Origin of the sequence: Mesorhizobium sp. WSM1497 (genome assembly GCF_001672455.2) — a bacterium.
Classification (GTDB): domain Bacteria; phylum Pseudomonadota; class Alphaproteobacteria; order Rhizobiales; family Rhizobiaceae; genus Mesorhizobium; species Mesorhizobium ciceri.
Genome location: NZ_CP021070.1, coordinates 995,824 through 1,019,212, shown reverse-complemented (window position 1 = coordinate 1,019,212; position 23,389 = coordinate 995,824). Strand labels below are relative to the sequence as shown.

Genomic DNA, 23,389 nt, shown 5'->3' with positions numbered 1-23,389 from the left:
CGCCTACTTCGCCTGCGCCGTCAGGATCTTGAGGGCGAAGGCGGAGAACACGCCGGCGAAGAGATAGTCGACCACCCGCGTAACGCGCGGGCTTGCCTTCATCGCCGCCGAAAACTTTTCCGCCGCCAGCACCATCGGCACCGTCACCGGGACCGACAGCACGATGAACATCGTGCCCAGGAAAAACAGCTTTCCCGGTGCGTTCGGATCATGTGCGGAGACGAACTGCGGCAGGAAGGTCATGAAGAACAGGATGATCTTCGGGTTGAGCAGATTGACGCCGAGGCCCGCCGCCCAGCTGCGCAACAGCGAAATCTCGGGTCCCGTCTTCTTCTCCGGCGAAAAGGCCGAGCCCCTGGTGATTGCCTGCCAGGCCAGGAAGACGAGATAGCCGGCGCCGAAGATCTTCAGCACGAAGAATGCCATCGGCGAGGCGACGATCAGCGCCGAGACGCCGACCACCACCAGCGTGGTGTGGATCAGCGTGCCGCACAGCGCGCCGGCCATCGAGGCAAAGCCAGTGGCACGGCCCTGGCTCAGCGTGCGCGAGACGAACAGGGTCATGTCCGGCCCCGGCGTGATCGCCAGGATGACCGTGGCGATGGCGAACTGGATCAGCGTGGTGGTGTCTGGAATGAACGACATGAGCGGCCCCGGGGAATTGGGAGGCCTATACAGGATGCGCCATGTCGACGCCAGACACAGCAGCGATCCGATCTCGATCCAGCAGGCGTCTGCACGGCATTCGCTGGCCGCCGGCCGCGGCAGTCCTATGCCTGCCTGCTCAGCCGTATCCTCGCTGGCTCCTCCGCGAGGAGTCGATCGTTGCGGGCATCGGTGTCCCCGGTGATCTGGTCGATCGGCTTGGGCCGGCCGAGAAAATAGCCTTGCGCCTCATTGCAGCCTTCGACCTGCAGGATGGTGAGCTGGACATGTGTCTCGACGCCTTCGGCGAGCACCGGAATGTCGAGGCTGCGGCCCAGCGTCAGCACCGCCCGGATGATGGCCTTGGCCTGCGGGCTTCGCTCGACATCGGCCATGAATGAGCGGTCGAGCTTGATCTTGTCGAAGGGAAACGAGCGCAGCGTATCGAGCGATGAATAGCCGGTGCCGAAATCGTCGATCGCGATCGTCACCCCAAGCGCCTTGACCTGGCGCAGGACATGCAGCGTGCGCACCTTGTCGGCGACGATCGTCGATTCGGTCAACTCCAGCTCCAGCCGTTTCGGCGACAGCCCGGTCTCGATCAGGATCTGATGGACGAGCTTGGCGAGATCGGCATGGGCGAACTGCACCGGCGACAAATTGACCGCGATCTTGTGGCCATTGCCCCACGAGGCCGCCTGCCGGCACACGGTCCGCAGCACCCATTCGCCGATCGCCATGATCGAGCCGTTCTCTTCGGCAATCGGGATGAATTCGGCGGGCGGGATCATGCCATGCACGGGATGGGTCCAGCGCAGCAGCGCTTCGTAGCCGCAGGTGGCGCCGGTCGGGACCGAGGTCTGCACCTGATAGTGAAGCGAAAGCTCGCCGCGGTCGATCGCCTGGCGAAGGTCGGTGGCCAAGGCGCGGCGCGCCCGCGCCGTCTCGTCCATGGCGGATTCGTAGAAGCAGACGGCTCGCGTCACGTCGTTCTTCGCCCGGTACATGGCAAGGTCGGCGTTGCTGACCAACCTTTCCCGATCGGCTCCGTCGCGCGGATAGACCGCGACGCCGATGCTGGCGCCGGCGGCGATCTCGAAATCGTCGAGCCGCAACGGCTCGAACAGGGATTTCTCCAGCCTCGAGACCATGCCGAGCAGGTCCTTCTGATCCTTGAAGCGCTTGATGGCGGCGAACTCGTCACCGCCGAGCCGTGCGACGAACTCGCCCTCGCCGGTGAGTTTCGCCAGCCTGCGGGCAACGATCTTGAGAGCCTGGTCGCCGGCCGCGTGTCCCCTGAGGTCGTTGATCTCCTTGAAGCGGTCGAGATCGATGACGATGACCGCCGCCATCGTGTCCTCGCCCTCGCATGCCCGGTCGATCTCATGGTCGAGGCGGTCGTTGAAGGAGACCCGGTTGGGAAGGCCGGTAAGGGCGTCGTTGAGGGCGAGATGCTGAAGCCGCTCGAAACTCTCCAGTCGGCCACGCTCATCGATCAGGTAGCTGGCGAAGCCGGTGGCCGCGACGATCAGGCCGACCACGGCGACGGCGACCGCCATTGCCACCAGAATATCGGGATTGGTGCCTGTGCTGATGAAGGACAGCGGCGTCACCGCCACCGCGGCCATAGCCGTGAAATGCAGGCCGACGATCGCCAGCACCAGCAGCCCGATGGCGAGATAATGCGACCAGCCGTATGGCCGGCGTACGGCATGGCCGACGGCCAGGGCGGAGAACACCGCCGAGATGACCAGTGAGGCCACGACATAGGAGCCGTCCCATTCGACAATGCCGGCAACGTGATAGGCCATCATACCGGTGTAGTGCATGGCCGAGATCGCCAGGCCGACGACGACGACGCCCCATTCCGGGGCCAGCCGCCGGCTCTTGCCGGATGCGAGGGTGAAGCCCAGCCCGGTGCCGACGATGGCGATGACCAGGGACGCCATGGTCAGGACCGGATCGAAGGTGATCGGCGCGCCGGGCTGGTAGGCCAGCATGGCGATGAAATGGGTGCACCAGATCGACGAGCCGGCGGCGACCGCGGTCAGGAACAGCCAGCCCTTCATCTGCACGCCGGTGGTTTTCCTCGAACGGTCGAAGAGGCCGATCGTCACCCAACAGCCGGTGACGCACATCAGCGCCGCCAGGAGGACAAGCCACAGATTATGCTCCGTGGCGATGCATGATATAACGCGCATCGAGAGTCGCCCAAGCCCGAGGAGCCCGCGACAAGGCAGGCAAGAAGCCGCCCGGAACGTGCCCAAGGCGGCTTTGTCGTAAGTGTTAGCGGCACGGCATGAAAACTTGATTAAGTCTCACCGGCAAATGCAGCCTTTGATTGCAGCAGGTTGTTTCCGCTGCCGGCATCGTGCTCCCGCCATACGCTGGACCAGAAGCCATGCACGCACGCGTGCTTGCTCGCTCTGCCGTTCCTGCTAAAAGGCGCTGCGACAAATCCGTGACGCCCAGGCTGGGGCGTCCGCCACCGACGGGGTAAAAATGTCCAAAACCAAAGACATCAAGAAAGTCGTGCTCTCCTATTCCGGCGGTCTCGACACATCCATCATCCTGAAATGGCTGCAGACCGAGTTCGGCGCCGAGGTCATCACCTTCACCGCCGATCTCGGTCAGGGTGAAGAGCTGGAACCGGCGCGCCGCAAGGCCGAGATGATGGGCATCAAGGACATCCGTATCGTCGATGTGCGCGAGGAATTCGTCGCCGACTTCGTCTTCCCGATGTTCCGCGCCAACACCGTCTATGAAGGCACCTATCTGCTCGGCACCTCGATCGCCCGGCCGCTGATCTCCAAGCATCTGGTCGATATAGCGCGGGAAACCGGCGCCGATGCGATCGCGCATGGCGCCACCGGCAAGGGCAACGATCAGGTTCGCTTCGAGCTCTCGGCTTACGCACTGAACCCCGACATCAAGGTCATCGCGCCGTGGCGCGACTGGACGTTCAAGTCGCGTACCGACCTGATGAATTTCGCCGAGCAGCACCAGATCCCGGTGCCGAAGGACAAGAAGGGCGATGCACCGTTCTCGGTCGACGCCAACCTCTTGCATTCGTCCTCCGAGGGCAAGGTGCTGGAAGACCCGTGGGTGGAGCCGCCGGAATTCGTTCATCAGCGCACCGTTTCGCCGATGGACGCGCCGGACAAGGTCACCGAGATCGAGATCGAGTTCCTGAAGGGCGATCCGATCGCGCTCAACGGCAAGAAATTGTCGCCGGCAACCATGCTGGCGGCGCTCAACGATCTTGGCCGCGACAATGGCATCGGCCGGCTCGATCTGGTCGAGAACCGCTTCGTCGGCATGAAGTCGCGCGGCGTCTACGAAACGCCAGGCGGCACCATCCTGATCGCCGCCCACCGGGCCATCGAATCGATCACGCTCGACCGAGGTGCGGCCCACCTCAAGGACGAGTTCATGCCGCGTTACGCCGAGCTGATCTATAACGGCTTCTGGTTCGCGCCCGAACGGCTGATGCTGCAGGCGATGATCGACAAGAGCCAGGAAGACGTCGAGGGCACGGTGCGGCTCAAGCTCTACAAGGGCAACGTCATGGTCACCGGCCGCAAGTCGAAGAAGACGCTTTACTCCGATGCGCTGGTCACTTTCGAGGACGACCGTGGCGCCTATGACCAGAAGGACGCCGCCGGCTTCATCCGCCTCAATGCACTGCGGCTGAGAACGCTGGCAGCGCGCAACCGCGCCAAGTAGGGCGGATGCGCGGTTTCGGTCGCTGCCTGGCGCCGCTGGTTGTTCTGGCGACGCCGGCGGCCAGCCAGGAGTTCGACCCCGCCTCTCTTGACCTTCCCGCGCTGATCGAGTGCAGGGCGGACGTTCCGACCTACAACGACTTTGCCCTGTGGCTGTCCAGCGCACCGGGTGCCGTTGAAACGCTTGGCTGGAAGGAGGTTGCCTCCGCCAATCCGTTTCTCAGCCAATACGAACTGCCGGCCAAAATCCGCGTGTTCAACCGCGAGACAGGATCGATCGTGTTTACCGCTGCGGGGCCGATGGCCGTGCTCGACGGCGTTGCCGCGCCGGAGCTTGCAAAAGAACTCGACGTCATGGCCGTTTTTTCCACGCCGCAAAAATTCCTTGGCGAAAAGGTCGTTGTCCATAGCACCGAAGAGTCGGAAGGATTGACCTTCTCCACGGACGTCAAGCTCAACGTCTCGACCGTCGAGTCCCATCCCGGCAAGACCCTGGCCGGCTGCTCCTACACGCTCGAAATCAAATAAAAACCCGGCATTCACGCCGGGTTTTCGATCAAGTCAAAAATGGCCGGGGCCTTCTGCCCGGTGCATGTTCCGTCAATCGCCGTCGATCGCCGTGGCAATGCGGGCGATGGCCTGCTGATAGACGCTCGCGGAATTCCAGCCGGCAATCGCGCCCATATTCGCACTCGCGCTCGCACCTGCCCGCCAGCCATGGCCCTTGAGGAAGTTGGCGGTGGAAGCCAGCGCCGTGCCCTTGTCGCGCAGGTTTCCGCCGCCGACGCCATATTTCAGGACGTTTCCTGGCAGGAACTGCGTGTGTCCGATCTCGCCATGCGCGGCCCCGACCGACGAGGCTGTCAGCGCCCCGCGATCGACCAGCTTCAGGGCGGCGATCGCATGCGGGTAGAAGAACCCCGGGCGGCGGCAATCATAGGCAAGCGTCAAAATGGCAGAGACGGTGTTCTGGTTGCCCATGGCCGAACCGAAGCCGGTTTCCATACCCCAGATGGCCAGCAACACGCCCGGCGACACGCCGTAATTCGCTTCGATCTTGGAGAACAGCGCCGCATTCGACTTTTTCAGCGACCGGCCCTTGGAGATAATCGCCGCGCCGCCGCGCCGCCGCATGAAATCGTCCACCGAGCCGCTGAAGGCCTTGTGAATGCCGCGGTCGACGGAGATGGTCTTTGTCGCGTAGTTCGCCCCGGCCAGAGCGGCCAGCCCCTTGGCGCCCACACCTTCCGACCTGGCCTGCGCGGCAAAGTCCTGCTTCCAGGCCTCGAAGCCGGCGCCGGTCTTGCCGCAGCTGGCCGCTGCCTGTGCGCCCGTCGCCAGCGCAAGCACCGCCATCGCGGCCGCTGCAAACATCTTTCCCTTGGCAAGAATTGCCATGTTGATCTCCTGGTTGCCTGAATCACGTCCCAATTGCGAACTTGCCAGCGAAACGCGCACTTGTCACTGTCACCGCTGCAATGCTGGCGAATGCCGTGGAATTTGCCTAGGATCAAGTGATTATTGTGGCAAGGGGGCTGCATGCAAGACGTTGATGTCGTCATCATCGGCGCCGGCTCGGCGGGTCTTGCCGCTGCCAAAACCCTGCAGGCGGCGGGGCTTTCCTTCACGCTGCTCGAAGCGATGGACAGAATCGGCGGGCGAGCCTGGACCAGCGACCAGCATTTCGGCGTGCCTTTCGACATCGGCTGCGCCTGGCTGCATGCCGCCGACCGCAATCCCTATTTTCCCGAAGCGCAAGTGGCAGGCTGGACGTTGCATCATCACGACATGAATGTCGATCATCTCTACTACCGCGAGCGCAAGGCGAGCGAAGCGGAAGAAGCCGACATGAAGGCCGCCGACGCCAAGCTGTTCGAACTGCTGGCCAGGCATGAAGTGAAGGACGGAGATGACGATCGTCTTTCGGCGCTGTTGGCAAAAGGCCATGCGCCGCGCGCCGCCGCCACCTTCGCCGGGCCGATGGATTTCGGCGCCGACGAGGACGAAATCTCGATCCTGGACTTCCAGGCCGCCGCCGATCTCGACCCGAACTACTTCAGCAAGGAGGGCCTTGGCGCGCTGGTGGCGCGTTTCGGCGCCGGCGTGCCGGTCGAACTGTCGACGCCGGTACGCAAGATCCTGTGGGACGTGCCCGGCGTCGCCTGCGTCACCGATCGCGGCACCGTCCGCGCCAAAGCGGTGATCGTGACCGCTTCGCCAGCGGTGCTCGCATTCGAGGAGATCGCGTTCTCGCCGGCCCTGCCCGACACCCATTTTGGCGCCTTCTTCGACCTGCCGATGGGCATGCTGACCAAATTGCCGGTCGAAATATCGGGCACAAGGCTCGGGCTGCAGCCTTTCGACGACCTGCTGATCGAACGGATGGCCAGGCACGACATCTATTTCCTGTGCTTCCCGTTCGACCTTGACCTGATGGTCGGGTTCGTCGGCGGCGATTTCGCCTGGGAAATGTCGGCGGCCGGCGAGGCGGCCGGCATCGACTTCGTCGTCGACCGGCTGTGCGGCATCTTCGGTGGCGATACGCGCAAGCATGTCGGACGCGCCATGATGACCAATTGGGGCGGCGAGCGCTTCGTGCGCGGCGCCTACGCCGCCGCCCGCCCTGGCCGTTCACTGGCGCGCGCCGCGCTCATGCAGTCGGTGGCCGACAAGATCTTCTTCGCCGGCGAGCACTTGGCCGGCCCGCTGATGCAGACCTGCGGCGGCGCACGGCTGTCGGGCGAAGCGGTGGCAAGACAGGTTGTCGCCCAGCTTGCGGCCAAATAGCTTCAGGAAAATGTGGAACGCCGCGCGGCTGTTCGCGTTGGGCACGGGCCGCCGTGAACATCTATGTCACCTCCGGTGAATTGAGACCGACATGAAACTCTTCGACTGCCCCCATTGCGGCCATCGCATCTATTTCGAGAACGCCCAGTGCCTGAACTGCGGGAACCCCGTGCTCTACGATCCCGAGCACGCCTGTTTCGCGCTGGCCAGCGCCGACGGCATCTTCCAGTGCACCAACGCCGATGAATGCGCTTGCAACTGGATGGCCGAGCCCGGACACGCCTTTTGCCGCGCCTGTGCGCTCAACCAGTTGATCCCGGATCTCTCCGTCGACGGCAACCGCCGCCGCTGGATCCGTGTCGAAGCGGCGAAGAAGCGCGCCATCTATTCGCTGCTGGCCTTCGGGCTGCCGGTGGCGCCCAAGCAGAACCCCGCCGACGAGATCGGGCTGGCCTTCGACTTCCTCGCCGATCCGATCGGCGGCGGCCCCGGCGGCGAGCGGATCCTGACCGGCCACGACAATGGCCTGATCACGCTCAACGTCGCCGAGGCGGATTCGGCCGAGCGCGAGAAGCGCCGCGTCGAGATGGGCGAGAACTACCGCACCTTGCTCGGTCATTTCCGTCATGAGCTTGGGCACTATTACTGGGACCGCCTGATCCGCGACGATCCGCACCGGCTCGAAGCTTTCCGCGCACTGTTCGGCGATGACCGCGCCGATTACGAACAGGCGCTGAAGGCCTATTATGCCAATGGTGCGCCGCCCGACTGGCAGCAAGGCCACATCTCGGCCTATGCGACCTCGCATCCATGGGAGGACTGGGCCGAGACCTGGGCTCACCACCTGCACATCACCGACACGCTGGAAATGGTGCACGCACTGAACTTTCCGCTCGGCCGGCTGGAGACGGTGGAGGCCAACGACTTGCCGCGCGGCGACACCGGCGGCGAATTGCAGGCGGCACCCTCGGAGCCGCCGACCGCGCCCGAGCCTTTCGAAAAGATCCTTGCCCGCTGGCTGGTGCTGTCGGAAGCCTCCAATTCGATCAACCGCTGCATGGGCCTGCCGGACCTCTATCCCTTTGTCATTTCGGACGTCACGGCGCGGAAATTGGACTTCGTTCACGAACTTCTGACCGATTTGCCTGGAGAACAGGGAACAAATCGTGAGTTGGCACAGGCGCTTTAGCGGGAACGCATGAGCTGCTGCCCCGTTTTCGCTGGCGAGGGACCATGAAAACGGAGAGAAACCATGAAATCCCTGTTGTTTCCGGCGGTCGCCGGAATGCTGACCGTGATGTCGGGCGCCGCGTTTGCCGACACCGCCGTCTCAGCCATCACCGACCTTAACGTTCGCGCCGGACCCGGCCCGCAATACCCTGTCATCGGCGTGCTCGCCGCCGGTCAGTCGGCAACGCTCAATGGCTGCATCGAAAACAGCAAATGGTGCACCATAGCCGAGGCCGGCGGCCAGGGCTGGGTCTATTCCGACTATGTGACGGCCGATATAGGCGGCAGCCGGGTGGTGCTGACGCAACGGCGCGCCAGCGTTGCTGTCGTCTCGCCGCCGGAGGACATCGGCAACTACTCGACCGATTATACCGGCGCGATCATCGCCAGCGATCCGGTCGTCGATGACTTCCCGCCGCCCCCGGCTGAAGTCCGCACCTATGTCGACACGCATCGCCTCGATCCCATCTATCTGGAAGGCGAAGTGGTCACCGGCGCGACCCTGCCCGACACCGTCGAGCTGCGCGAGATTCCGGACTACAATTACCGCTATGTCTATGTGAACGGCCAGCGGGCGCTGATCGATCCGCAGACCCGGCGCATCATGTACGTCGTGCGCTGACGACAATTGGCATAGGCGGCCGCTGCCACAGCAGCGGCCGCCGGCAGGCGGCACCGCAGCGTCGCCTCTTGTGCGCCGACGCTGCTCTGAGCATTGTCCTTTGCGGAAAACTTCCGATTTTTCCGGCGGTCGGTTAGTCAATAGGCGATGACTTTGGCAAAGGAGCCCGCGTGACCATCGATCCGGCCGCCTTCGAGCGCTACAGGCATTCGCCGAACGCCAGGACGACATTGCCGCGCCTGTTGCTCGGAACGGGGATCGTCGTCCTTTTTTGGGCAGCAACCACCGTGGCCGTGCTGGTCGGCGGCACCTATGCCTTCTTCGCCCGGCAGGCGGCCCCATCATCCGGCATGCAGGGTTTCCTCGCCTCGCCCATCGGCATCCTCACCGCGCTCGTCTCGTTCGCCGGCATCTGGATCGGCCTGTGGGTCGCGATGCGCTGGGTGCATGGCGAGAAGCTGTCGGCGCTGCTCGGCAACAGCCGGCGTGTTTCATGGTCCGGCTTCCTCAAGGGGCTGATCGCGGTGCTGATCACCTCGTTGATCTCCGAAATCCTGCTCTATCTCTTGCAGCCGCAGATCGCGCGCGGCCCGATCAGCCTGTCGTCCTGGCTGCTGTTTGCGATCCCGATCGCCGCGCTCACTCTGTTGCAGACCTCGTCGGAAGAGTTGCTGTTTCGCGGCTACCTGCTGCGCGGGCTGGCCAGCCGGTTCAAGAGCCCGTTCATCTGGGCGCTGCTGCCGGCCCTGCTGTTCACCTCGCTGCATTGGAGTGCGAGTTCGTCGCCAGCCATCAACGCCTGTGTGCTGGCGTCGATCGCCGCTTTCGCGTTGCTGCTGACGCTTGTCGTTTACGCAACAGGCAATCTCGGCGCCGCGCTGGGTGCTCATCTCGGCAACAACCTGACCGGCTTCCTGCTGGTCTCGCATCAGGAAAGCTACAATTCCTTCGCCCTGTTCAACGCCAGGCCGCTCGAGGGACCGGGCTGGGCAACGTCGGATGCGGTTCTCATCGCCTTCATCGGCATCGCCTGCAGCCTGCTGACCATCGGGCTGCTTTTGCATCCGCGCTCGCCGCTCAAGGTCGCCTCCGAGCTTCCGGACCGCGCGAGCACGGCCTGAATGCGGGTCCGGGAACGACGCTACCCGGCCCTTGTCTTGACTCTTGCGCAGATTTCCTGTCTACACGCCTCGACTTCCGCGACGAGTATCCCTCCGAGCAAGCCGACCAGGACGCCGAAACCTCTTTGAGGTGAAGTGCTGTAAATCGATCCTGGAGGCCAACACCCGGCAGCGCTGAGCGCCCCCGGGTGCTTTTTGGTTTTGGCTTTTGCTTGGACTTTTGGTTGGACACTGGGCGCGAACGCATTACCTCTCGGGCACCATCCGGGTGCCAGGGAAAAGGAAAACGAATGTTTGAATCGCTACAGGAACGTCTTGGTTCGATCCTGAACGGCCTGACCGGCCGCGGCGCGCTGTCGGAGGCTGATGTCTCGGCGGCGCTGCGCGAGGTGCGCCGTGCGCTGCTCGAAGCCGACGTGGCGCTGGAAGTGGTGCGCTCCTTCACCGACAAGGTGCGCGAGAAGGCCGTCGGCGCTGCCGTGGTCAAGTCGATCAAGCCCGGCCAGATGGTCGTCAAGATCGTTCATGACGAACTGGTCGACATGCTCGGCGCCGAAGGCGTCGCCATCGATCTCAATGCCCCGGCGCCGGTCGTCATCATGATGGTCGGCCTGCAGGGTTCCGGCAAGACGACCACTTCGGCCAAGATCGCCAAGCGTCTTTCCGAGCGTCAGAACAAGAAGGTCCTGATGGCCTCGCTCGACACGCGGCGCCCCGCCGCGCAGGAGCAGCTTCGCCAGCTCGGCGAACAGGTCAAGGTCGCCACGCTGCCGATCATCGACGGCCAGTCGCCGGTCGACATCGCGCGCCGCGCCGTGCAGGCGGCCAAGCTCGGCGGCCACGACGTCGTCATCCTCGACACCGCCGGCCGCACCCATATCGACGAGCCGCTGATGGTCGAGATGGCCGACATCAAGAAGGTATCGAGCCCGCACGAAATCCTGCTGGTCGCCGATTCGCTGACCGGCCAGGACGCCGTCAACCTGGCCAAGAGCTTCGACGAGCGCGTCGGCATCACCGGTCTCGTGCTGACCCGCATGGACGGCGACGGCCGTGGCGGTGCTGCCCTTTCGATGCGCGCCGTCACCGGCAAGCCGATCAAGCTGATCGGCACCGGCGAAAAGATGGACGGGCTGGAGGAATTCCACCCCAAGCGCATCGCTGACCGCATCCTCGGCATGGGCGACATTGTCTCGCTCGTCGAAAAGGCCGCCGAGAACATCGACGCCGAACAGGCGGCGGCGATGGCCAAGAAGATGCAGTCGGGCAAGTTCGACCTGAACGATCTCGCCGGCCAGCTTCAGCAGATGTCGAAGATGGGCGGCATGGGCGGCATCATGGGCATGATGCCCGGCATGGGCAAGATGAAGGACCAGATGGCCGCCGCCGGTCTCGACGACAAGATGTTCGGCCGCCAGCTCGCCATCATCTCGTCGATGACCAAGGCAGAGCGCGCCAATCCCGATTTGCTCAAGCATTCGCGCAAGAAGCGCATCGCTGCCGGATCCGGCACCGACGCGGCCGAAATCAACAAGCTGCTCAAGATGCATCGCGGCATGGCCGACATGATGAAGGCAATGGGCGGCAAGGGCAAAGGCGGCGGCCTGATGCGTGGCATGATGGGCGGCCTCGCCTCCAAGATGGGCCTCGGCGGCATGATGCCCGGCGGTATCGGTGGCATGATGGGCGGCGGCATGCCGGACCTGTCGAAGATGGATCCCAAGCAGCTCGAAGCCTTGCAGAAGCAGGCGCAGGCAGCCGGCCTAGGCGGCGGCATGAAAGGCCTTCCCGGCGGCGGTGGCCTGCCCAGCGGCATGCCAGGTTTGCCCGGCGGCATGAAACTTCCCGGGCTTCCCGGCCTCGGCGGTGGCGGGCTGCCCGGCCTTGGCAAGAAGAAGTGAGGACGCCATGAACGAAGAAAAGGACATGGCCGACGCCCGCGCCCTCCTGGCAGATTACCGGGCGTCGATCGACAACATCGACGCAGCCCTCATCCACATGCTTGCCGAGCGCTTCCGCTGCACCAAGGCGGTTGGCGTGCTGAAGGCGACTCATGGCTTGCCGCCGGCCGACCCGGCACGCGAGCAGCAGCAGATCGCCCGGCTTCGCCAGCTGGCGAAGGATGCCCATCTCGACCCGGATTTCGCGGAAAAGTTCCTCAACTTCGTCGTCCGCGAAGTGATCCGCCACCACGAACAGATCGCCGCTTTCAACGGCGTGACGAAAACCAACTGAAACCCAATCAACGAACTTAGTTTTTAGGAGAAAAGAAATGCCCTTGAAGATCCGACTGGCCCGTGCGGGCTCAAAGAAGCGTCCTTACTACCACGTCGTCATTGCCGACGCCCGTTCGCCGCGTGACGGCCGGTTCATCGAGTCCATCGGCTCGTGGAACCCGCTGCTGCCCAAGGATGGCGAACGCGTCAAGGTCGACGCCGACCGCGTCAAGCATTGGCTGGCGCATGGCGCCCAGCCGACCGACCGCGTGCTGCGCTTCCTCGACGAGGCCGGCCTTGTCAAGCGCGACGCCCGTTCCAACCCGAAGAAGGCCGAGCCGGGCAAGAAGGCGCAGGAACGCGCTGCTCTTCTGAAGAAGGCGCAGGAAGATGCCGCTGCTGCCGTTGCCGCCGCCGCGGCTGCACCGGCCGAGGCGGAAGCCGCAACCGCCGAATAAGTATTTGCTCTATCGCATCCAGGAAAACGGCGGGCCATGTGCCCGCCGTTTTTTCATTCGACCCTGTCTGTAAAAGCCGCCCGGTCAATAGCCGCGCGGGCAGCGGTCAATATAGACGCGGCCACGGCTATCGCGGTAGCGGCATTCGCCACGCTCGCTCGCCCGGCCGATCAGCGCGCCGGCAACAGCGCCGACGGCACCACCGACGACGGCGCCTTCAACCGGATCGCCGGCGACCGCCGCACCGACGGCAGCGCCACCGAGGCCGCCTACGGCCGCGCCTTTTTCCGTTTGCGAACAAGCGGCGAGCGGCACCAGCAGCGCCATCAAAAGCATCGTTTTCTTCATCATCGTCGTTCCTCTCCGATAGGAGCCGCCTCCGCCGCCGGGCGAATCTCTAACTCGCAACTCGACGATTCGATCCCTGAGATATTGCCCGGCAAAGGGTTCAGGCTTCGAGCCGAAAGCGGTGCTTCGATCCGGATCTAACGGCTGAACGGGATCAGCGCGCGGAGCCTGGGATCGCGCAGATACAGGCCACCCCACAGGATAATACCGAGATAGACGCCGAACAGAATGTGCGAGAACAGCGGGTTGTCGACGCGGACATTGGTGGCGATGGCGCCGCCCATATAGGCAGTAAGCAGGATGGCGCCGAGCACCGAGGTGCGCGGCAGCGCATAGAGAGCGGTCGAGATCAGGCCGATGACGCCAAGCATGCGCGCGACATTCGGATCGGCCGGCCAGCCAAGCGGCACCATCGTCTGGATGACGATATCGAGCGGCGGCAGCTTGATGGCGCCGTCGAAGATCATGAACAGCACGATGACGCCGCTGAGCGCGCGGCCGGTCCACAAAGCGCCCGGCGAGACGGGCGCGGTTTCGGAAATGCTCATGATGGTCCCTCCTGATGGTTCTATCCCCTTCTTGCTGGGGTCGAACCAAGGACGTGGCATGGAGCGGCGATCCGACAGCGGGGCGGATTCTTTTAATCCCGCTAAGCCCGCGCGCCTTTGCCTACGAAAAATAGAACTTTTCCGCCGGGATCATCTTCGGCGGCGTTTCGCCCAGCGCCTCGAACACCGAGATTTCGCAGACACGGCAGAGGCTGTCGAGAGCGAGGTCGTTGGCTTCGGTGCCGAACGGATCCTCGAGCTCTTCCGACAGCGCGTCGAGGCCGAAGAAAGTATAGGCGATCAGCGCGGTGAACAGCGGCGTCGCCCAACCGGTGGTCGAGATCAGGCCGACCGGCAGCAGCAGGCAGACGATATAGGCCGTGCGATGCACCAGCAGCGTGTAGGCGAACGGCAAGGGCGTACCGGCGATCCGCTCGCAGCCGGCCTGGATGGCCGCGACCGACGCGAGCCTCTCATCGAGGATACGAAAGCCGATCGTGTCGACGTCGCCCGCCAGGCGCTGCGCATTGGCACGCCGGCCCATCCGCCTGACCATCTCATCCGCCGGATTGGAAAAGGCTGCTGCCTTGTCCGCCTCCGCGTCGATGAAGGCACGGGCATCCTTCATGCTGTCGATCTTGCGCAGCTGCCCGCGCAGGAAATGACAGAAGGCGAGCGCTTCCATCAGCAGGGCGCGCTGTTCAGTCTGGTCCAGGATGAGGCTGGTGGTGGCGCGTGCCAGGTTGCGCATTTCGAAGACCAGCGCGCCCCACAGCTTGCGCGCCTCCCACCAACGGTCGTAGGCGGCGTTGTTGCGGAACGAGAGATAGATCGACAATGTCACGCCGACCAGGCCGAAAGGCGTGATGTTGAAGACGCTGAAATCAAGCTGGAACCGGCGCGCCGCGGCCAGGATGATCGCGGAATAAAGCGCGAAGCCCAATATCTGCGGCAGAATGCGTGGCACGACCGAACCGCGCATGATGAAGAACAGCTGCAGGAATGTGGGGCGCGGGCGAACGATCATCGAAGGCCTTTCACGGACCGGCACTGGCCCTCAGCTTCTCTATTGTGCGATGCGACAGCTCTGCAAGCCCAGCCGCCAGCGACATCGCCATGTCGTCCTTGCAGCGCCTGGACTATCGGCACGCGCCGGTCGCGGATATTGAAGAGCACGTGGGCTGCGGCCCGTTTTTTGCAGGCGAGGGAAGACAGATGGCCGGCGAAACCGATCTCAAGACACTGCTGGCGTCGATGACACCGGAGCTGCTCGCCGGCGCCTATGTCTTCGTCACGCTGGCACCCGGCGTCCCTCAGCCGGAAGGCGTTGAGCCGGTGATGGTGTTTCGCGAGCGCGAGGGTGTGACGCTGATCGTGACCGAGGAGGAGGCCAACGCCGCGGCACTGACCGCTTCGTTCCGCTGCCGGATGCTGACGCTGAACATCCATTCGTCGCTGGAAGCCGTCGGCTTCCTCGCCGCCATCACCACGCGCCTGGCCGCCGCCGGCATGGGCGTGAACCCGGTTTCGGCCTTTTATCACGACCATCTGTTCGTTCCCGCCGATAGGGCGGAGGAGGCACTGAAGCTGCTGATCGGGCTGGCCGAAGACAACCGAGTGTAGCGCATCGGCGAAGCTGCCGATCTCCCCCTCGTGGGGGAGATTGGCCTTCATCAATGCTCCGCAAACCTTCAGCATCCCGGCCGAGGGCGGAGCCCGCGACCGCGGGCCAGCCGCGCTAGCGGCGGTGCGGCCCGTGAGCGAAAACTAAATCAGCCGTCAGGCCGCCTTCTTCTTCGGCTGGATCAGGCCGCGCTCGACCAAAAGCTCGGCGATCTGCACCGCGTTGAGTGCGGCGCCCTTGCGCAGATTGTCGGAGACGATCCACATCGACAGGCCGTTGTCGATGGTCGAATCCTCGCGGATGCGCGAGATGAAGGTGGCGTCCTCGCCGGCCGATTCCAGCGGCGTGATGTAGCCTCCGTCCTCGCGCTTGTCCAAGACCTGGCAGCCTGGGGCTTCACGCAGGATATCCCGCGCGTCGTCGGCGGTGATCGGCTTTTCGAACTCGATGTTGACCGCTTCCGAGTGGCCGATGAACACCGGCACGCGCACGCAGGTCGCCGTCAGCTTGATCTTGGGGTCGAGCATCTTCTTGGTCTCGGCGACCATCTTCCACTCTTCCTTGGTGGAGCCGTCGTCGAGGAAGACGTCGATGTGCGGGATGACATTGAAGGCGATGCGCTTGGTGAACTTCTTGACCTCGACGCCATCGGCGACGAAGACCGCGCGGGTCTGGGTAAAGAGTTCGTCCATGCCTTCCTTGCCGGCGCCCGACACCGATTGATAGGTGGCGACGACGACGCGCTTGATGGTTGCGAAATCGTGCAGTGGCTTCAATGCCACCACCAGCTGCGCCGTCGAGCAGTTCGGATTGGCGATGATGTTCTTGCGCGTGAACAGCGAGATCGCGTCCGGGTTCACTTCCGGCACGATCAGCGGCACGTCCTGGTCGTAGCGGAAGGCCGACGAATTATCGATGACGACGCAGCCCTGCTTGCCGATCTTCGGCGACCATTCCTTGGAGACGCTGCCGCCGGCCGACATGATGCAGATGTCGGTGTCGGAAAAATCATACTGGTCGAGCGTCTTCACCTTCAGCGTGCGGTCGCCGAACGACACTTCCGTGCCCTGGCTGCGCCGCGACGCCAGCGCCACGACTTCGCTTACCGGAAAGCCGCGCTCTTCCAATATGTTGAGCATTTCCCGGCCCACATTGCCCGTGGCGCCGACGATCGCTACCTTGAAACTCATCGAAAAATCTCCTGTCCCTCTCCGCTTGGTTTTTGGAGAAACCCGCTGGCCGCTGCGGGTTCCGTCCCCCGGGCCGAACCCGGGAGAGGGTGGTTAGGCCAAGGGAATCACACCGTTTTGGTGGTGGTTTTGCCAGTTTTCTCGGCCAAGAATGCGGTTTTGCTGAAACGAGGAGATGCGCCGACGCGCCCGGCCCAATGATGTGCATTGAGGCTGGGGGCATCGAATGCAGGAAGAGCCGTCAAAAGGCCGCGCATCGAAACTGTCCCGTTCGGTGCCGGCTTTTACGCGGTTTGCGGCAAGAGTCAATTGCCGAGCGGCGCCTGGTTTTGCGCGCGCCCTGTACAATCGCGGCTGCGCGAAGTACGAACGGCCAAGATTGTTTGGCTGGCGCGAGGCCCGCCCCGGCATGTGCTCCGTGATGAGCGCGGACCCTAAAATTCCGAAAGAGTGAGATGTCCAACTTCGAAGCACTTGTTCCAGCGCTTGCCAGGGCGCTGGAGAAACGCGGCTATTCCGAGCTGACGCCCGTCCAGAAGGCGGTCGTGGCGCCCGAGCTCGGCGAGGCCGATGCGCTGGTTTCGGCGCAGACCGGCTCCGGCAAGACGGTGGCCTTCGGCCTCGCTCTGGCGCCGACCCTGCTTGAGGGCGCGGAGCGCTTCGGCCACGCCGCTGCACCACTGGCGCTGGCGGTGGCGCCGACGCGCGAACTCGCCTTGCAGGTGACGCGCGAACTGGAATGGCTCTACGAACTGACCGGCGCCACCGTGGCGTCCTGCGTCGGCGGCATGGACATGCGCTCGGAGCGGCGTGTGCTGGAGCGTGGCGCCCATATCGTCGTCGGCACGCCCGGCCGGCTGCGCGACCACATCACCCGGCGCTCGCTCGACATGTCGGCGCTGAAGGCGGTGGTGCTCGACGAGGCCGACGAGATGCTCGATCTCGGCTTTCGCGAAGACCTCGAATTCATCCTCGACGCCGCTCCGGCCGAACGCCGGACGCTGATGTTCTCGGCCACGGTGCCGCGCTCGATCGCCACGCTCGCCCAGGGCTATCAGCGCGATGCGGTGCGCATTTCGGCCGCCGGCGAGGAGAAGCAGCATCTCGACATCGAATATCGGGCGCTGAGCGTCGCCCAGCCCGACCGCGAGAACGCCATCATCAATGTGCTGCGCTATTACGAAGCCAAGAACGCGCTGGTGTTCTGCAACACGCGTGCCGCCGTCAATCATCTGACCGCGCGCTTCAACAACCGCAACTTCTCCGTCGTCGCCCTGTCGGGCGAGCTCAGCCAGAATGAGCGCAGCCATGCGCTGCAAGCGATGCGGGACGGCCGCGCAAAAGTCTGTATCGCCACCGATGTCGCGGCGCGCGGCATCGACCTGCCCAATCTTGAGCTGGTCATCCACGCCGATTTGCCGACCAACCCGGAAACGCTGCTGCACCGCAGCGGCCGCACCGGCCGCGCCGGGCGCAAGGGCGTCAGCGCGCTGATCGTGCCCAACAGCGCCCGCAAGCGCACCGAACGGCTGTTGCAGAACGCCGGCCTCAAGGCGACATGGGCGAGCCCGCCCTCGGCCGACGACGTGATGCGGCGCGACGACGAGCGCATCCTTGCCGATCCGGCTTTCGATGAGCCGGTGAAGGAGGACGAGCGCTCCTTCATCGACGCGCTGCTCGCCAGGCATGGCGCCGAAAAGGTGGCCGCTGCCTTCGTGCGCCAGTGCCGCGCCAGCCGCTCGGCCCCCGAGGACCTCATGGAGATCGCGCCCTTCACGCCGTCGCGTGAAAGGCCGGCGGGCGAAGGTTTCGCGCGCCGCGACGAGGCGCCCAGCCGCCGCGACGATTTCGGCGCCAGCGTCTGGTTCTCGCTGTCGATCGGACGGAAGCAGAATGCCGAGCCGCGCTGGCTGATCCCGATGCTGTGCCGCACCGGCAGCATCTCGAAGCGCGAGATCGGCGCCATCAAGATGCAGCCGGATGAGACCTTCGTGCAGATCGCGGCCGATTGGGCCGATCGCTTCCTGGCCGCGATCGGTCCCGATCGCAAACTGCAGAACAACATCCTGGTGAAGCGGCTGGACGGCACGCCCGATCTGTCGCGCGCCGGCTATCAGCCGCCAAGCTCCGACAAGAAGCCGCATCGCGGCAAGGCGCCGTTCGACCCCAACGCGCCGAAGCGCAAATTCGAAAAGCGTCCACCGGCCTCGGCCGATCAACGTCCAGCCGCCCCGCATGACGCAAAGCCGTGGGCGAAGAAGCCCGGCAAGCCGAAATTCGACACCGCCGGCGCCCCCAAGCACAAGAAGGCGAAGAAGCGGCCAGGTTAGCCTTTCAACGGATCCACAGGCGCGGCCTGAGGGGCCGCGCCGACATCGGATAATGTGACGGAGTTCAAACCTGGAGCAATTGCCCGCTCCATTTTGTCCTTGCCTCTTGCGATCTGCCGGAACTTTGAACAGTCTGGGCCGGGCGCGAATGGCAAGCGGGGGCGGCAAATGCGCGGTGAAGTGCTTCACTATGACGAGGACCAGGGGTTTGGCTTCATCACCGGAGCCGATGGCAAACGTTACACCTTCACCCGCGAGAATTTGCGCCGGGAAACCGCTATGCGGAAGGGCGCGGCAGTCGAGTTCCAGCCGGGCGGCGGCCAGGCGCGCGACGTCTTTTCGATCGCCTCCCCGCCTGCCCCTGGGGTCGCCGCGGACTCCGGCATCAAGACCGCACCGGCGGCTTCTACGCCCCAGGCGCGGCATTTCGGCCGCTCTTCCGAGCAGGCCGAGCCTACCGATTTGTGGGGCTATTTCTGGCGCGGCGTAACGCAAAACTATTTCAATTTCGCCGGCCGCGCCCGCCGCAAGGAATATTGGGGTTATTTCCTGTTTTGGGTGGTCTCGCTGCTTGTCATCGGCGGCATCGGCCTTTTCGCCGACAACGAGATGGGCAATTTCGACAGCAGCGTATCGGCGGCGGTAACCGTTGGTCTTTGCGGCACCTTCATTCTGGCGACACTGCTGCCCAGCCTCGGCATGACCGTTCGCCGCATCCATGACATCGGCCTCTCGGGCTGGCTTTATCTGGTGGTGCTGATCCCGACCATCGGCAGCCTGATCATCCTGGTCTTCGCGCTGATCCCGACGCAGGCCCGCGAAAACCAGTGGGGACCGGTGCCGGCGGGCGTCAGGGTCTAGGGATGATCGCCTTCAGCGCCTCGCCCGAAAGCCTGAGAAAGACCTTCTGGCCGTGGCGTTCTGCGCCAAGCCGGTCGTAGAAGTGCTGCGCGCCTTCGTTCCAGTCCTCGCTGGTCAGGTCGATGCGGCCGATGCCTTCGCGCAGGCAATGATCGGCGAGAAAGCCGATCAGCGCCCGGCCGACACCAGCGTTGCGGGCTTTGTCGCGCACGAACAGGTCCTTGAGGAACAGCAGCCGCTCGAGATCGATACCGGGATGCGCGATCGCCACCGACGCCAGGCCGCTGACCTCGCCCTCGATGAAGGCGAGCGCGAAATGCGGATAGGCCGGGCTTTCCTCGCCAAGCCATTTTCGTGCCGCAGACAGGGCCCGGTCGGCATCGAGAGGCGGTTGCCGATAATGTTCCGCCATCTCGCAAAACATGGCCGCGAGCGTCGTCGCGTCCTCGATCGTCGCCCAGCGGACGTCGACCGTCACGGTATCAGCCCAGGAATTTGGCGATGATCGCGTCGCCCATCTCAACCGTACCGACCTCGGTCATGCCATCGGACATGATGTCTTTCGTCCGCAGGCCCGCGTCGAGCACGGCGGCGATCGCGCCTTCGACGCGGTCGGCTTCATCGACCATGCCGAAGGAATAGCGCAGGCACATGGCGAAGGAGGCGATCATGGCGATCGGGTTGGCAATGCCCTTGCCGGCAATGTCGGGCGCCGAACCGTGCACCGGCTCGTAGAGCGCCTTGCGCTTCTTGGTCTTCACGTCAGGCGCCCCGAGCGAGGCCGACGGCAGCATGCCGATCGAGCCGGTCAGCATAGCGGCGATATCGGACAGCATATCGCCGAACAGATTGTCGGTGACGATGACGTCGAACTGCTTTGGCCAGCGCACCAGCTGCATGCCGCCGGCGTCGGCCAGCATGTGGTCGAGCTTGACGTCGGAATAGCGCGCCTTGTGGGTCTGGCTGACGACCTCGTTCCACAACACGCCCGACTTCATCACATTGCGCTTTTCCATCGAGGTGACGTGGTTCTTGCGGGTGCGCGCGAGTTCGAAGGCGACGCCCGAAATGCGCTCGATCTCGAACGTGTCGTAGACCTGCGTGTCGATGCCGCGCTTCTGTCCGTTGCCGAGATCGATGATCTGCTTGGGCTCGCCGAAATAGACGCCACCGGTCAGCTCGCGCACGATCAATATGTCGAGACCTTCGACCACCTCCTGCTTGAGCGAGGAGGACGCCGCCAGCGCCGGATAGCAGATGGCCGGGCGCAGATTGGCGAATAGCTCCATGTCCTTGCGCAGGCGCAGCAGGCCGGCTTCCGGGCGCACCTCATAGGGCACCGCATCCCATTTCGGACCGCCGACGGCGCCGAACAGCACCGCGTCGGCCGCCATCGCCTTTTCCATGTCGGCATCGGAGATCGCCGCGCCATGCGCGTCATAGGCACAGCCGCCGACCAGCCCCTCATCGGTGGCAAAACCGCTGCCGAGCCTGTCGTTCATGACCGCGATCAGTTTCTTGACCTCGGCCATGGCCTCAGGACCGATGCCGTCACCGGGGAGCAGGAAAAGATGCTTCGTTGCCATGGAGAAACCGTCCTGGAAAGAATGTGTTTCGATTTGCACAGCGTCCTTTGCGCCCCAAAGGGCGCGCGTCGCTGTGCGACCGCGGTCTTGCTAAACGCCAAGCGAGTTGCATGCAAGGGGACGAGCGCCGAGATCCTTCTGTCCCGCCAGCGTCGGAAGCGTCCTGTGGCCGTCTACCGATGCGAGAGAATGTTGATCAGCCGGCCGAACGGATCGCGGACGTAGAAGCGCCGCACGCCCCAGGGCTCGTCGGCCGGTCCGTATTCGATGGCGAAGCCGGCCGCCTGCATGGCGTCGAGCGCCGCATCGACATCGTCGACCTCGATGGAGAGGTCGGGCACCGGCGTGCCGGAGCCGCCTTGCGCCATGAAGCTGACCTGGACATCCATCTTTGCTTGCGAGCCGTAGGTCGCGATCCAGCCGAGGTCCATCAGCAGGTCGAGACCGAGCACATCCTGGTAGAAACGCTTCGCCGCCGCGACATCCGCTGTCTCGATATTGGCAACGATGCGCTGGACTTTCATCGTCGGTCGCCCTTCAGGCCGTGCGCCGCAGCGCCGTCACCTCGATCTCGATCTTCATTTCCGGTTTGTTGAGTTGGCAGACGATCATCGTCGCTGCCGGCCTGATGTCACCGAACGTCTCGCCGAGGATCGGGAAGACTACATCCACGAAGGCCTGGTCGGTGATGTAGTAATGCGCCCGCACCACGTCAGCCATCTCGAAGCCGCCGTCCTTCAGCGCCTTGCCGATCGTCGCCAGGCAATTGCGCGTCTGCGCCTCCACCGTCTCCGGCATCGTCATCGTCGCGTAGTCATAGCCGGTGGTGCCGGACACAAAACACCAGTCGCCCTGCACCACGGCGCGCGAATAGCCGGCGGTCTTTTCGAACGGCGAACCGGTGGAGATGAGTTTGCGCATATGAGGGGCCTTGCTTGGGTTGTCGGCCAGCATTAGCAGGCGGAACGGCGCGGGTCGTGGGCCAAGCCAGGCAAACTGTTATCCCGGAAGCGAAGCGCGAACCTCCGAGATTGGTTGAAGCATCCCTTCCGTCGTCATCCTATGGCGGAGCAAGGAGCGTAGCGACGCGGCGCAGACCATAGGATGACGAAAGCGAGGGGGTGCTGCGCAACGCTAAAGCTTTAATTTGCCGCCCCCAGCGCCTTGTCCAACGCCGCCTTCACATCCGCCGGCCATGTCGCCACACCAGGCCACGCCTGCGGCTGGCCATTGTCGCCGCGGCGGGCGAAGTAGAGTTTGTGCTGGGCCGGGTCGACCGCCATGAAGCCGTCATTGCCGCCGCAGTCATGCGGCACGCAGCCGCTGGCGTAGAAGGCGCCCGAAGCGGTCTTTTCGGTGCCGCCGCCGACCAGCAGACTGGTCGCCATGTCGGGCATGTCCTTGCCGAGCAGCTTTTCCGCTTCCGTGTAGACGGCCTCATTGTGGAAGGCGTCGATGATGTTCTGGTACTTTTCCGGATCGATGTCTTTCCAGTCCGTTCCGGGTTCCGGCATGTAGGTAAGATTGCCCGAAATCGTCAGCCCGTCGGTCGGCGACCATTGCAAAGCCGGCTTCTGATCTCCCGGCAACAGGTAGGGCACGAAATAGATGGCGTTGTCGGACACCGCCGAGGGCGGCGCGCCGCACTGGTCCTGCTCGACCGTGGTGCTCTGGATCGTGCCGCCTTCCGGTTTCCAGACGATCACCGTCGCCGGCCCGCATTGGTTGCCGCCATCGCCGACATCGAACAGCGCCACCTTGACGCCGCCGACCTCGACTGTTTTGTCGAAGAAGACATCGTAATTGCTGGCCAACTGCTTGCCGTCATAGGCAAGCACCTTCTCGCCATACTGTTCCTTCTGGGTGATGGTCAGCGTGCCGCCTTCGAATGGGACGGGAGCTTGCTTGTCGTCATCGGAAGCATCGGCGGCGTTCGTCCCCTGATCGGCGGACGGCTGCTCCGTCGCCGGGGCCGGCTGTGTGGCGGGCGTCTGGGTCTGCGCAGACGCGCTGGCGATTTGCCCCAGCAACAAGGCCAGCCCGCAAAGGCCGGCAAGAAGCGAACGTGTCATGACTGTCCCTCCACTCAGTCGCCGCG

25 protein-coding genes are annotated in these 23,389 nt (G+C 64.1%); 12 read left to right on the top strand and 13 right to left on the bottom strand.

The features are described 5' to 3' along the window. Positions 1-3: 3 nt before the first annotated feature. Complete coding sequence (locus A9K65_RS04920) at positions 4-645, bottom strand: LysE family translocator (protein WP_013528810.1); 642 nt, start codon at positions 643-645, stop codon at positions 4-6. 125 nt (positions 646-770) lie between these two features. Beyond that, positions 771-2,846 (bottom strand): bifunctional diguanylate cyclase/phosphodiesterase, encoded by a 2,076-nt coding sequence (locus tag A9K65_RS04915; protein ID WP_084015493.1) that lies wholly within the window; start codon positions 2,844-2,846, stop codon positions 771-773. A gap of 301 nt (positions 2,847-3,147) precedes the next feature. Between A9K65_RS04915 and A9K65_RS04910 the strand changes: the two genes are divergently transcribed. Continuing rightward, on the top strand, positions 3,148-4,371 hold the full coding sequence (locus A9K65_RS04910) for an argininosuccinate synthase (RefSeq protein WP_064992633.1): 1,224 nt from the start codon (positions 3,148-3,150) through the stop codon (positions 4,369-4,371). Between the two features lie 5 nt (positions 4,372-4,376). Further along, positions 4,377-4,898 carry a hypothetical protein gene (locus A9K65_RS04905; RefSeq protein WP_064992634.1) on the top strand — a complete coding sequence of 174 codons (522 nt, stop codon included), beginning with the start codon at positions 4,377-4,379 and terminating at the stop codon, positions 4,896-4,898. Positions 4,899-4,970: 72 nt separating this feature from the next. On the opposite strand, the gene A9K65_RS04900 is transcribed toward A9K65_RS04905, so the two are convergent. Then, positions 4,971-5,768, bottom strand: coding sequence for a lytic transglycosylase domain-containing protein (locus tag A9K65_RS04900; RefSeq protein WP_024504026.1), 798 nt, complete (start codon positions 5,766-5,768; stop codon positions 4,971-4,973). A 141-nt stretch (positions 5,769-5,909) separates the two neighbouring features. Here A9K65_RS04900 and A9K65_RS04895 point away from each other — a divergent pair, with 141 nt between their 5' ends. The 7 genes from A9K65_RS04895 (at position 5,910) to rpsP (ending at position 12,804) form a co-directional block, all read left to right on the top strand. Next, positions 5,910-7,157 (top strand): NAD(P)/FAD-dependent oxidoreductase, encoded by a 1,248-nt coding sequence (locus tag A9K65_RS04895; RefSeq protein WP_064992635.1) that lies wholly within the window; start codon positions 5,910-5,912, stop codon positions 7,155-7,157. Between the two features lie 91 nt (positions 7,158-7,248). After that, positions 7,249-8,346 (top strand): putative zinc-binding metallopeptidase, encoded by a 1,098-nt coding sequence (locus A9K65_RS04890; RefSeq protein WP_024504028.1) that lies wholly within the window; start codon positions 7,249-7,251, stop codon positions 8,344-8,346. Between the two features lie 63 nt (positions 8,347-8,409). Further along, positions 8,410-9,009 (top strand): DUF1236 domain-containing protein, encoded by a 600-nt coding sequence (locus A9K65_RS04885; protein ID WP_024504029.1) that lies wholly within the window; start codon positions 8,410-8,412, stop codon positions 9,007-9,009. Between the two features lie 170 nt (positions 9,010-9,179). Next, positions 9,180-10,130, top strand: coding sequence for a CPBP family intramembrane glutamic endopeptidase (locus A9K65_RS04880; protein ID WP_064992636.1), 951 nt, complete (start codon positions 9,180-9,182; stop codon positions 10,128-10,130). 290 nt (positions 10,131-10,420) lie between these two features. Further along, positions 10,421-12,031, top strand: a complete 1,611-nt coding sequence (gene ffh / locus A9K65_RS04875) for a signal recognition particle protein (RefSeq protein ID WP_063173387.1) — start codon at positions 10,421-10,423, stop codon at positions 12,029-12,031. 7 nt (positions 12,032-12,038) lie between these two features. Continuing rightward, positions 12,039-12,365 (top strand): chorismate mutase, encoded by a 327-nt coding sequence (locus A9K65_RS04870; protein ID WP_064992637.1) that lies wholly within the window; start codon positions 12,039-12,041, stop codon positions 12,363-12,365. 37 nt (positions 12,366-12,402) lie between these two features. After that, a complete protein-coding gene (gene rpsP, locus A9K65_RS04865; protein ID WP_013528800.1) occupies positions 12,403-12,804 on the top strand; it encodes a 30S ribosomal protein S16 in 402 nt (133 codons plus the stop codon). Positions 12,805-12,888: 84 nt separating this feature from the next. Here rpsP and A9K65_RS04860 read toward each other — a convergent pair whose 3' ends face one another. From A9K65_RS04860 to A9K65_RS04850, 3 genes are all read right to left on the bottom strand, one after another. Beyond that, complete coding sequence (locus tag A9K65_RS04860; RefSeq protein WP_013528799.1) at positions 12,889-13,152, bottom strand: glycine zipper domain-containing protein; 264 nt, start codon at positions 13,150-13,152, stop codon at positions 12,889-12,891. Positions 13,153-13,289: 137 nt separating this feature from the next. Then, the gene (locus tag A9K65_RS04855; RefSeq protein ID WP_027162877.1) at positions 13,290-13,700 is read right to left on the bottom strand and encodes a DoxX family protein; all 411 of its coding nucleotides are present in this window, start codon (positions 13,698-13,700) and stop codon (positions 13,290-13,292) included. A gap of 121 nt (positions 13,701-13,821) precedes the next feature. Continuing rightward, positions 13,822-14,727 (bottom strand): bestrophin family ion channel, encoded by a 906-nt coding sequence (locus A9K65_RS04850; RefSeq protein ID WP_024504034.1) that lies wholly within the window; start codon positions 14,725-14,727, stop codon positions 13,822-13,824. A gap of 188 nt (positions 14,728-14,915) precedes the next feature. Here A9K65_RS04850 and A9K65_RS04845 point away from each other — a divergent pair, with 188 nt between their 5' ends. Continuing rightward, positions 14,916-15,323: an ACT domain-containing protein gene (locus A9K65_RS04845; protein WP_013528796.1), complete on the top strand. Its 408-nt coding sequence runs from the start codon at positions 14,916-14,918 to the stop codon at positions 15,321-15,323. Between the two features lie 156 nt (positions 15,324-15,479). Here A9K65_RS04845 and A9K65_RS04840 read toward each other — a convergent pair whose 3' ends face one another. After that, the gene (locus A9K65_RS04840) at positions 15,480-16,514 is read right to left on the bottom strand and encodes an aspartate-semialdehyde dehydrogenase (protein ID WP_013528795.1); all 1,035 of its coding nucleotides are present in this window, start codon (positions 16,512-16,514) and stop codon (positions 15,480-15,482) included. A gap of 107 nt (positions 16,515-16,621) precedes the next feature. Continuing rightward, the gene (locus A9K65_RS35600) at positions 16,622-16,771 is read right to left on the bottom strand and encodes a hypothetical protein (protein ID WP_167355191.1); all 150 of its coding nucleotides are present in this window, start codon (positions 16,769-16,771) and stop codon (positions 16,622-16,624) included. 198 nt (positions 16,772-16,969) lie between these two features. Between A9K65_RS35600 and A9K65_RS04835 the strand changes: the two genes are divergently transcribed. Together A9K65_RS04835 and A9K65_RS04830 are read left to right on the top strand one after the other, a co-directional pair. Further along, complete coding sequence (locus A9K65_RS04835; RefSeq protein WP_064992638.1) at positions 16,970-18,844, top strand: DEAD/DEAH box helicase; 1,875 nt, start codon at positions 16,970-16,972, stop codon at positions 18,842-18,844. A 168-nt stretch (positions 18,845-19,012) separates the two neighbouring features. Beyond that, positions 19,013-19,705, top strand: a complete 693-nt coding sequence (locus A9K65_RS04830) for a DUF805 domain-containing protein (protein WP_064992639.1) — start codon at positions 19,013-19,015, stop codon at positions 19,703-19,705. On the opposite strand, the gene A9K65_RS04825 is transcribed toward A9K65_RS04830, so the two are convergent. From A9K65_RS04825 to A9K65_RS04805, 5 genes are all read right to left on the bottom strand, one after another. Further along, on the bottom strand, positions 19,695-20,183 hold the full coding sequence (locus tag A9K65_RS04825; protein ID WP_064992640.1) for a GNAT family N-acetyltransferase: 489 nt from the start codon (positions 20,181-20,183) through the stop codon (positions 19,695-19,697). The genes A9K65_RS04830 and A9K65_RS04825 overlap by 11 nt on opposite strands. Before the next feature lie 4 nt (positions 20,184-20,187). Continuing rightward, the gene (gene leuB / locus A9K65_RS04820) at positions 20,188-21,291 is read right to left on the bottom strand and encodes a 3-isopropylmalate dehydrogenase (RefSeq protein ID WP_064992641.1); all 1,104 of its coding nucleotides are present in this window, start codon (positions 21,289-21,291) and stop codon (positions 20,188-20,190) included. 173 nt (positions 21,292-21,464) lie between these two features. After that, a complete protein-coding gene (locus A9K65_RS04815; protein WP_063173390.1) occupies positions 21,465-21,815 on the bottom strand; it encodes a VOC family protein in 351 nt (116 codons plus the stop codon). A gap of 13 nt (positions 21,816-21,828) precedes the next feature. Then, positions 21,829-22,212, bottom strand: coding sequence for a RidA family protein (locus A9K65_RS04810; RefSeq protein ID WP_024504044.1), 384 nt, complete (start codon positions 22,210-22,212; stop codon positions 21,829-21,831). Between the two features lie 221 nt (positions 22,213-22,433). Next, positions 22,434-23,363, bottom strand: a complete 930-nt coding sequence (locus A9K65_RS04805) for a hypothetical protein (RefSeq protein ID WP_064992642.1) — start codon at positions 23,361-23,363, stop codon at positions 22,434-22,436. Positions 23,364-23,389: the final 26 nt, after the last annotated feature.

Excerpts from the sequence above, each read along its gene's own strand:
- A9K65_RS04920 (WP_013528810.1), bottom strand. The coding sequence starts at position 645 with ATGTCGTTCATTCCAGACACCACCACGCTGATCCAGTTCGCCATCGCC.
- A9K65_RS04915 (WP_084015493.1), bottom strand. The coding sequence starts at position 2,846 with ATGCGCGTTATATCATGCATCGCCACGGAGCATAATCTGTGGCTTGTC.
- A9K65_RS04910 (WP_064992633.1), top strand. The coding sequence starts at position 3,148 with ATGTCCAAAACCAAAGACATCAAGAAAGTCGTGCTCTCCTATTCCGGC.
- A9K65_RS04905 (WP_064992634.1), top strand. The coding sequence starts at position 4,377 with ATGCGCGGTTTCGGTCGCTGCCTGGCGCCGCTGGTTGTTCTGGCGACG.
- A9K65_RS04900 (WP_024504026.1), bottom strand. The coding sequence starts at position 5,768 with ATGGCAATTCTTGCCAAGGGAAAGATGTTTGCAGCGGCCGCGATGGCG.
- A9K65_RS04895 (WP_064992635.1), top strand. The coding sequence starts at position 5,910 with ATGCAAGACGTTGATGTCGTCATCATCGGCGCCGGCTCGGCGGGTCTT.
- A9K65_RS04890 (WP_024504028.1), top strand. The coding sequence starts at position 7,249 with ATGAAACTCTTCGACTGCCCCCATTGCGGCCATCGCATCTATTTCGAG.
- A9K65_RS04885 (WP_024504029.1), top strand. The coding sequence starts at position 8,410 with ATGAAATCCCTGTTGTTTCCGGCGGTCGCCGGAATGCTGACCGTGATG.
- ffh (WP_063173387.1), top strand. The coding sequence starts at position 10,421 with ATGTTTGAATCGCTACAGGAACGTCTTGGTTCGATCCTGAACGGCCTG.
- A9K65_RS04870 (WP_064992637.1), top strand. The coding sequence starts at position 12,039 with ATGAACGAAGAAAAGGACATGGCCGACGCCCGCGCCCTCCTGGCAGAT.
- rpsP (WP_013528800.1), top strand. The coding sequence starts at position 12,403 with ATGCCCTTGAAGATCCGACTGGCCCGTGCGGGCTCAAAGAAGCGTCCT.
- A9K65_RS04860 (WP_013528799.1), bottom strand. The coding sequence starts at position 13,152 with ATGAAGAAAACGATGCTTTTGATGGCGCTGCTGGTGCCGCTCGCCGCT.
- A9K65_RS04855 (WP_027162877.1), bottom strand. The coding sequence starts at position 13,700 with ATGAGCATTTCCGAAACCGCGCCCGTCTCGCCGGGCGCTTTGTGGACC.
- A9K65_RS04850 (WP_024504034.1), bottom strand. The coding sequence starts at position 14,727 with ATGATCGTTCGCCCGCGCCCCACATTCCTGCAGCTGTTCTTCATCATG.
- A9K65_RS04845 (WP_013528796.1), top strand. The coding sequence starts at position 14,916 with ATGGCCGGCGAAACCGATCTCAAGACACTGCTGGCGTCGATGACACCG.
- A9K65_RS04840 (WP_013528795.1), bottom strand. The coding sequence starts at position 16,514 with ATGAGTTTCAAGGTAGCGATCGTCGGCGCCACGGGCAATGTGGGCCGG.
- A9K65_RS35600 (WP_167355191.1), bottom strand. The coding sequence starts at position 16,771 with ATGCGCGGCCTTTTGACGGCTCTTCCTGCATTCGATGCCCCCAGCCTC.
- A9K65_RS04835 (WP_064992638.1), top strand. The coding sequence starts at position 16,970 with ATGTCCAACTTCGAAGCACTTGTTCCAGCGCTTGCCAGGGCGCTGGAG.
- A9K65_RS04830 (WP_064992639.1), top strand. The coding sequence starts at position 19,013 with ATGCGCGGTGAAGTGCTTCACTATGACGAGGACCAGGGGTTTGGCTTC.
- leuB (WP_064992641.1), bottom strand. The coding sequence starts at position 21,291 with ATGGCAACGAAGCATCTTTTCCTGCTCCCCGGTGACGGCATCGGTCCT.
- A9K65_RS04815 (WP_063173390.1), bottom strand. The coding sequence starts at position 21,815 with ATGAAAGTCCAGCGCATCGTTGCCAATATCGAGACAGCGGATGTCGCG.
- A9K65_RS04810 (WP_024504044.1), bottom strand. The coding sequence starts at position 22,212 with ATGCGCAAACTCATCTCCACCGGTTCGCCGTTCGAAAAGACCGCCGGC.
- A9K65_RS04805 (WP_064992642.1), bottom strand. The coding sequence starts at position 23,363 with ATGACACGTTCGCTTCTTGCCGGCCTTTGCGGGCTGGCCTTGTTGCTG.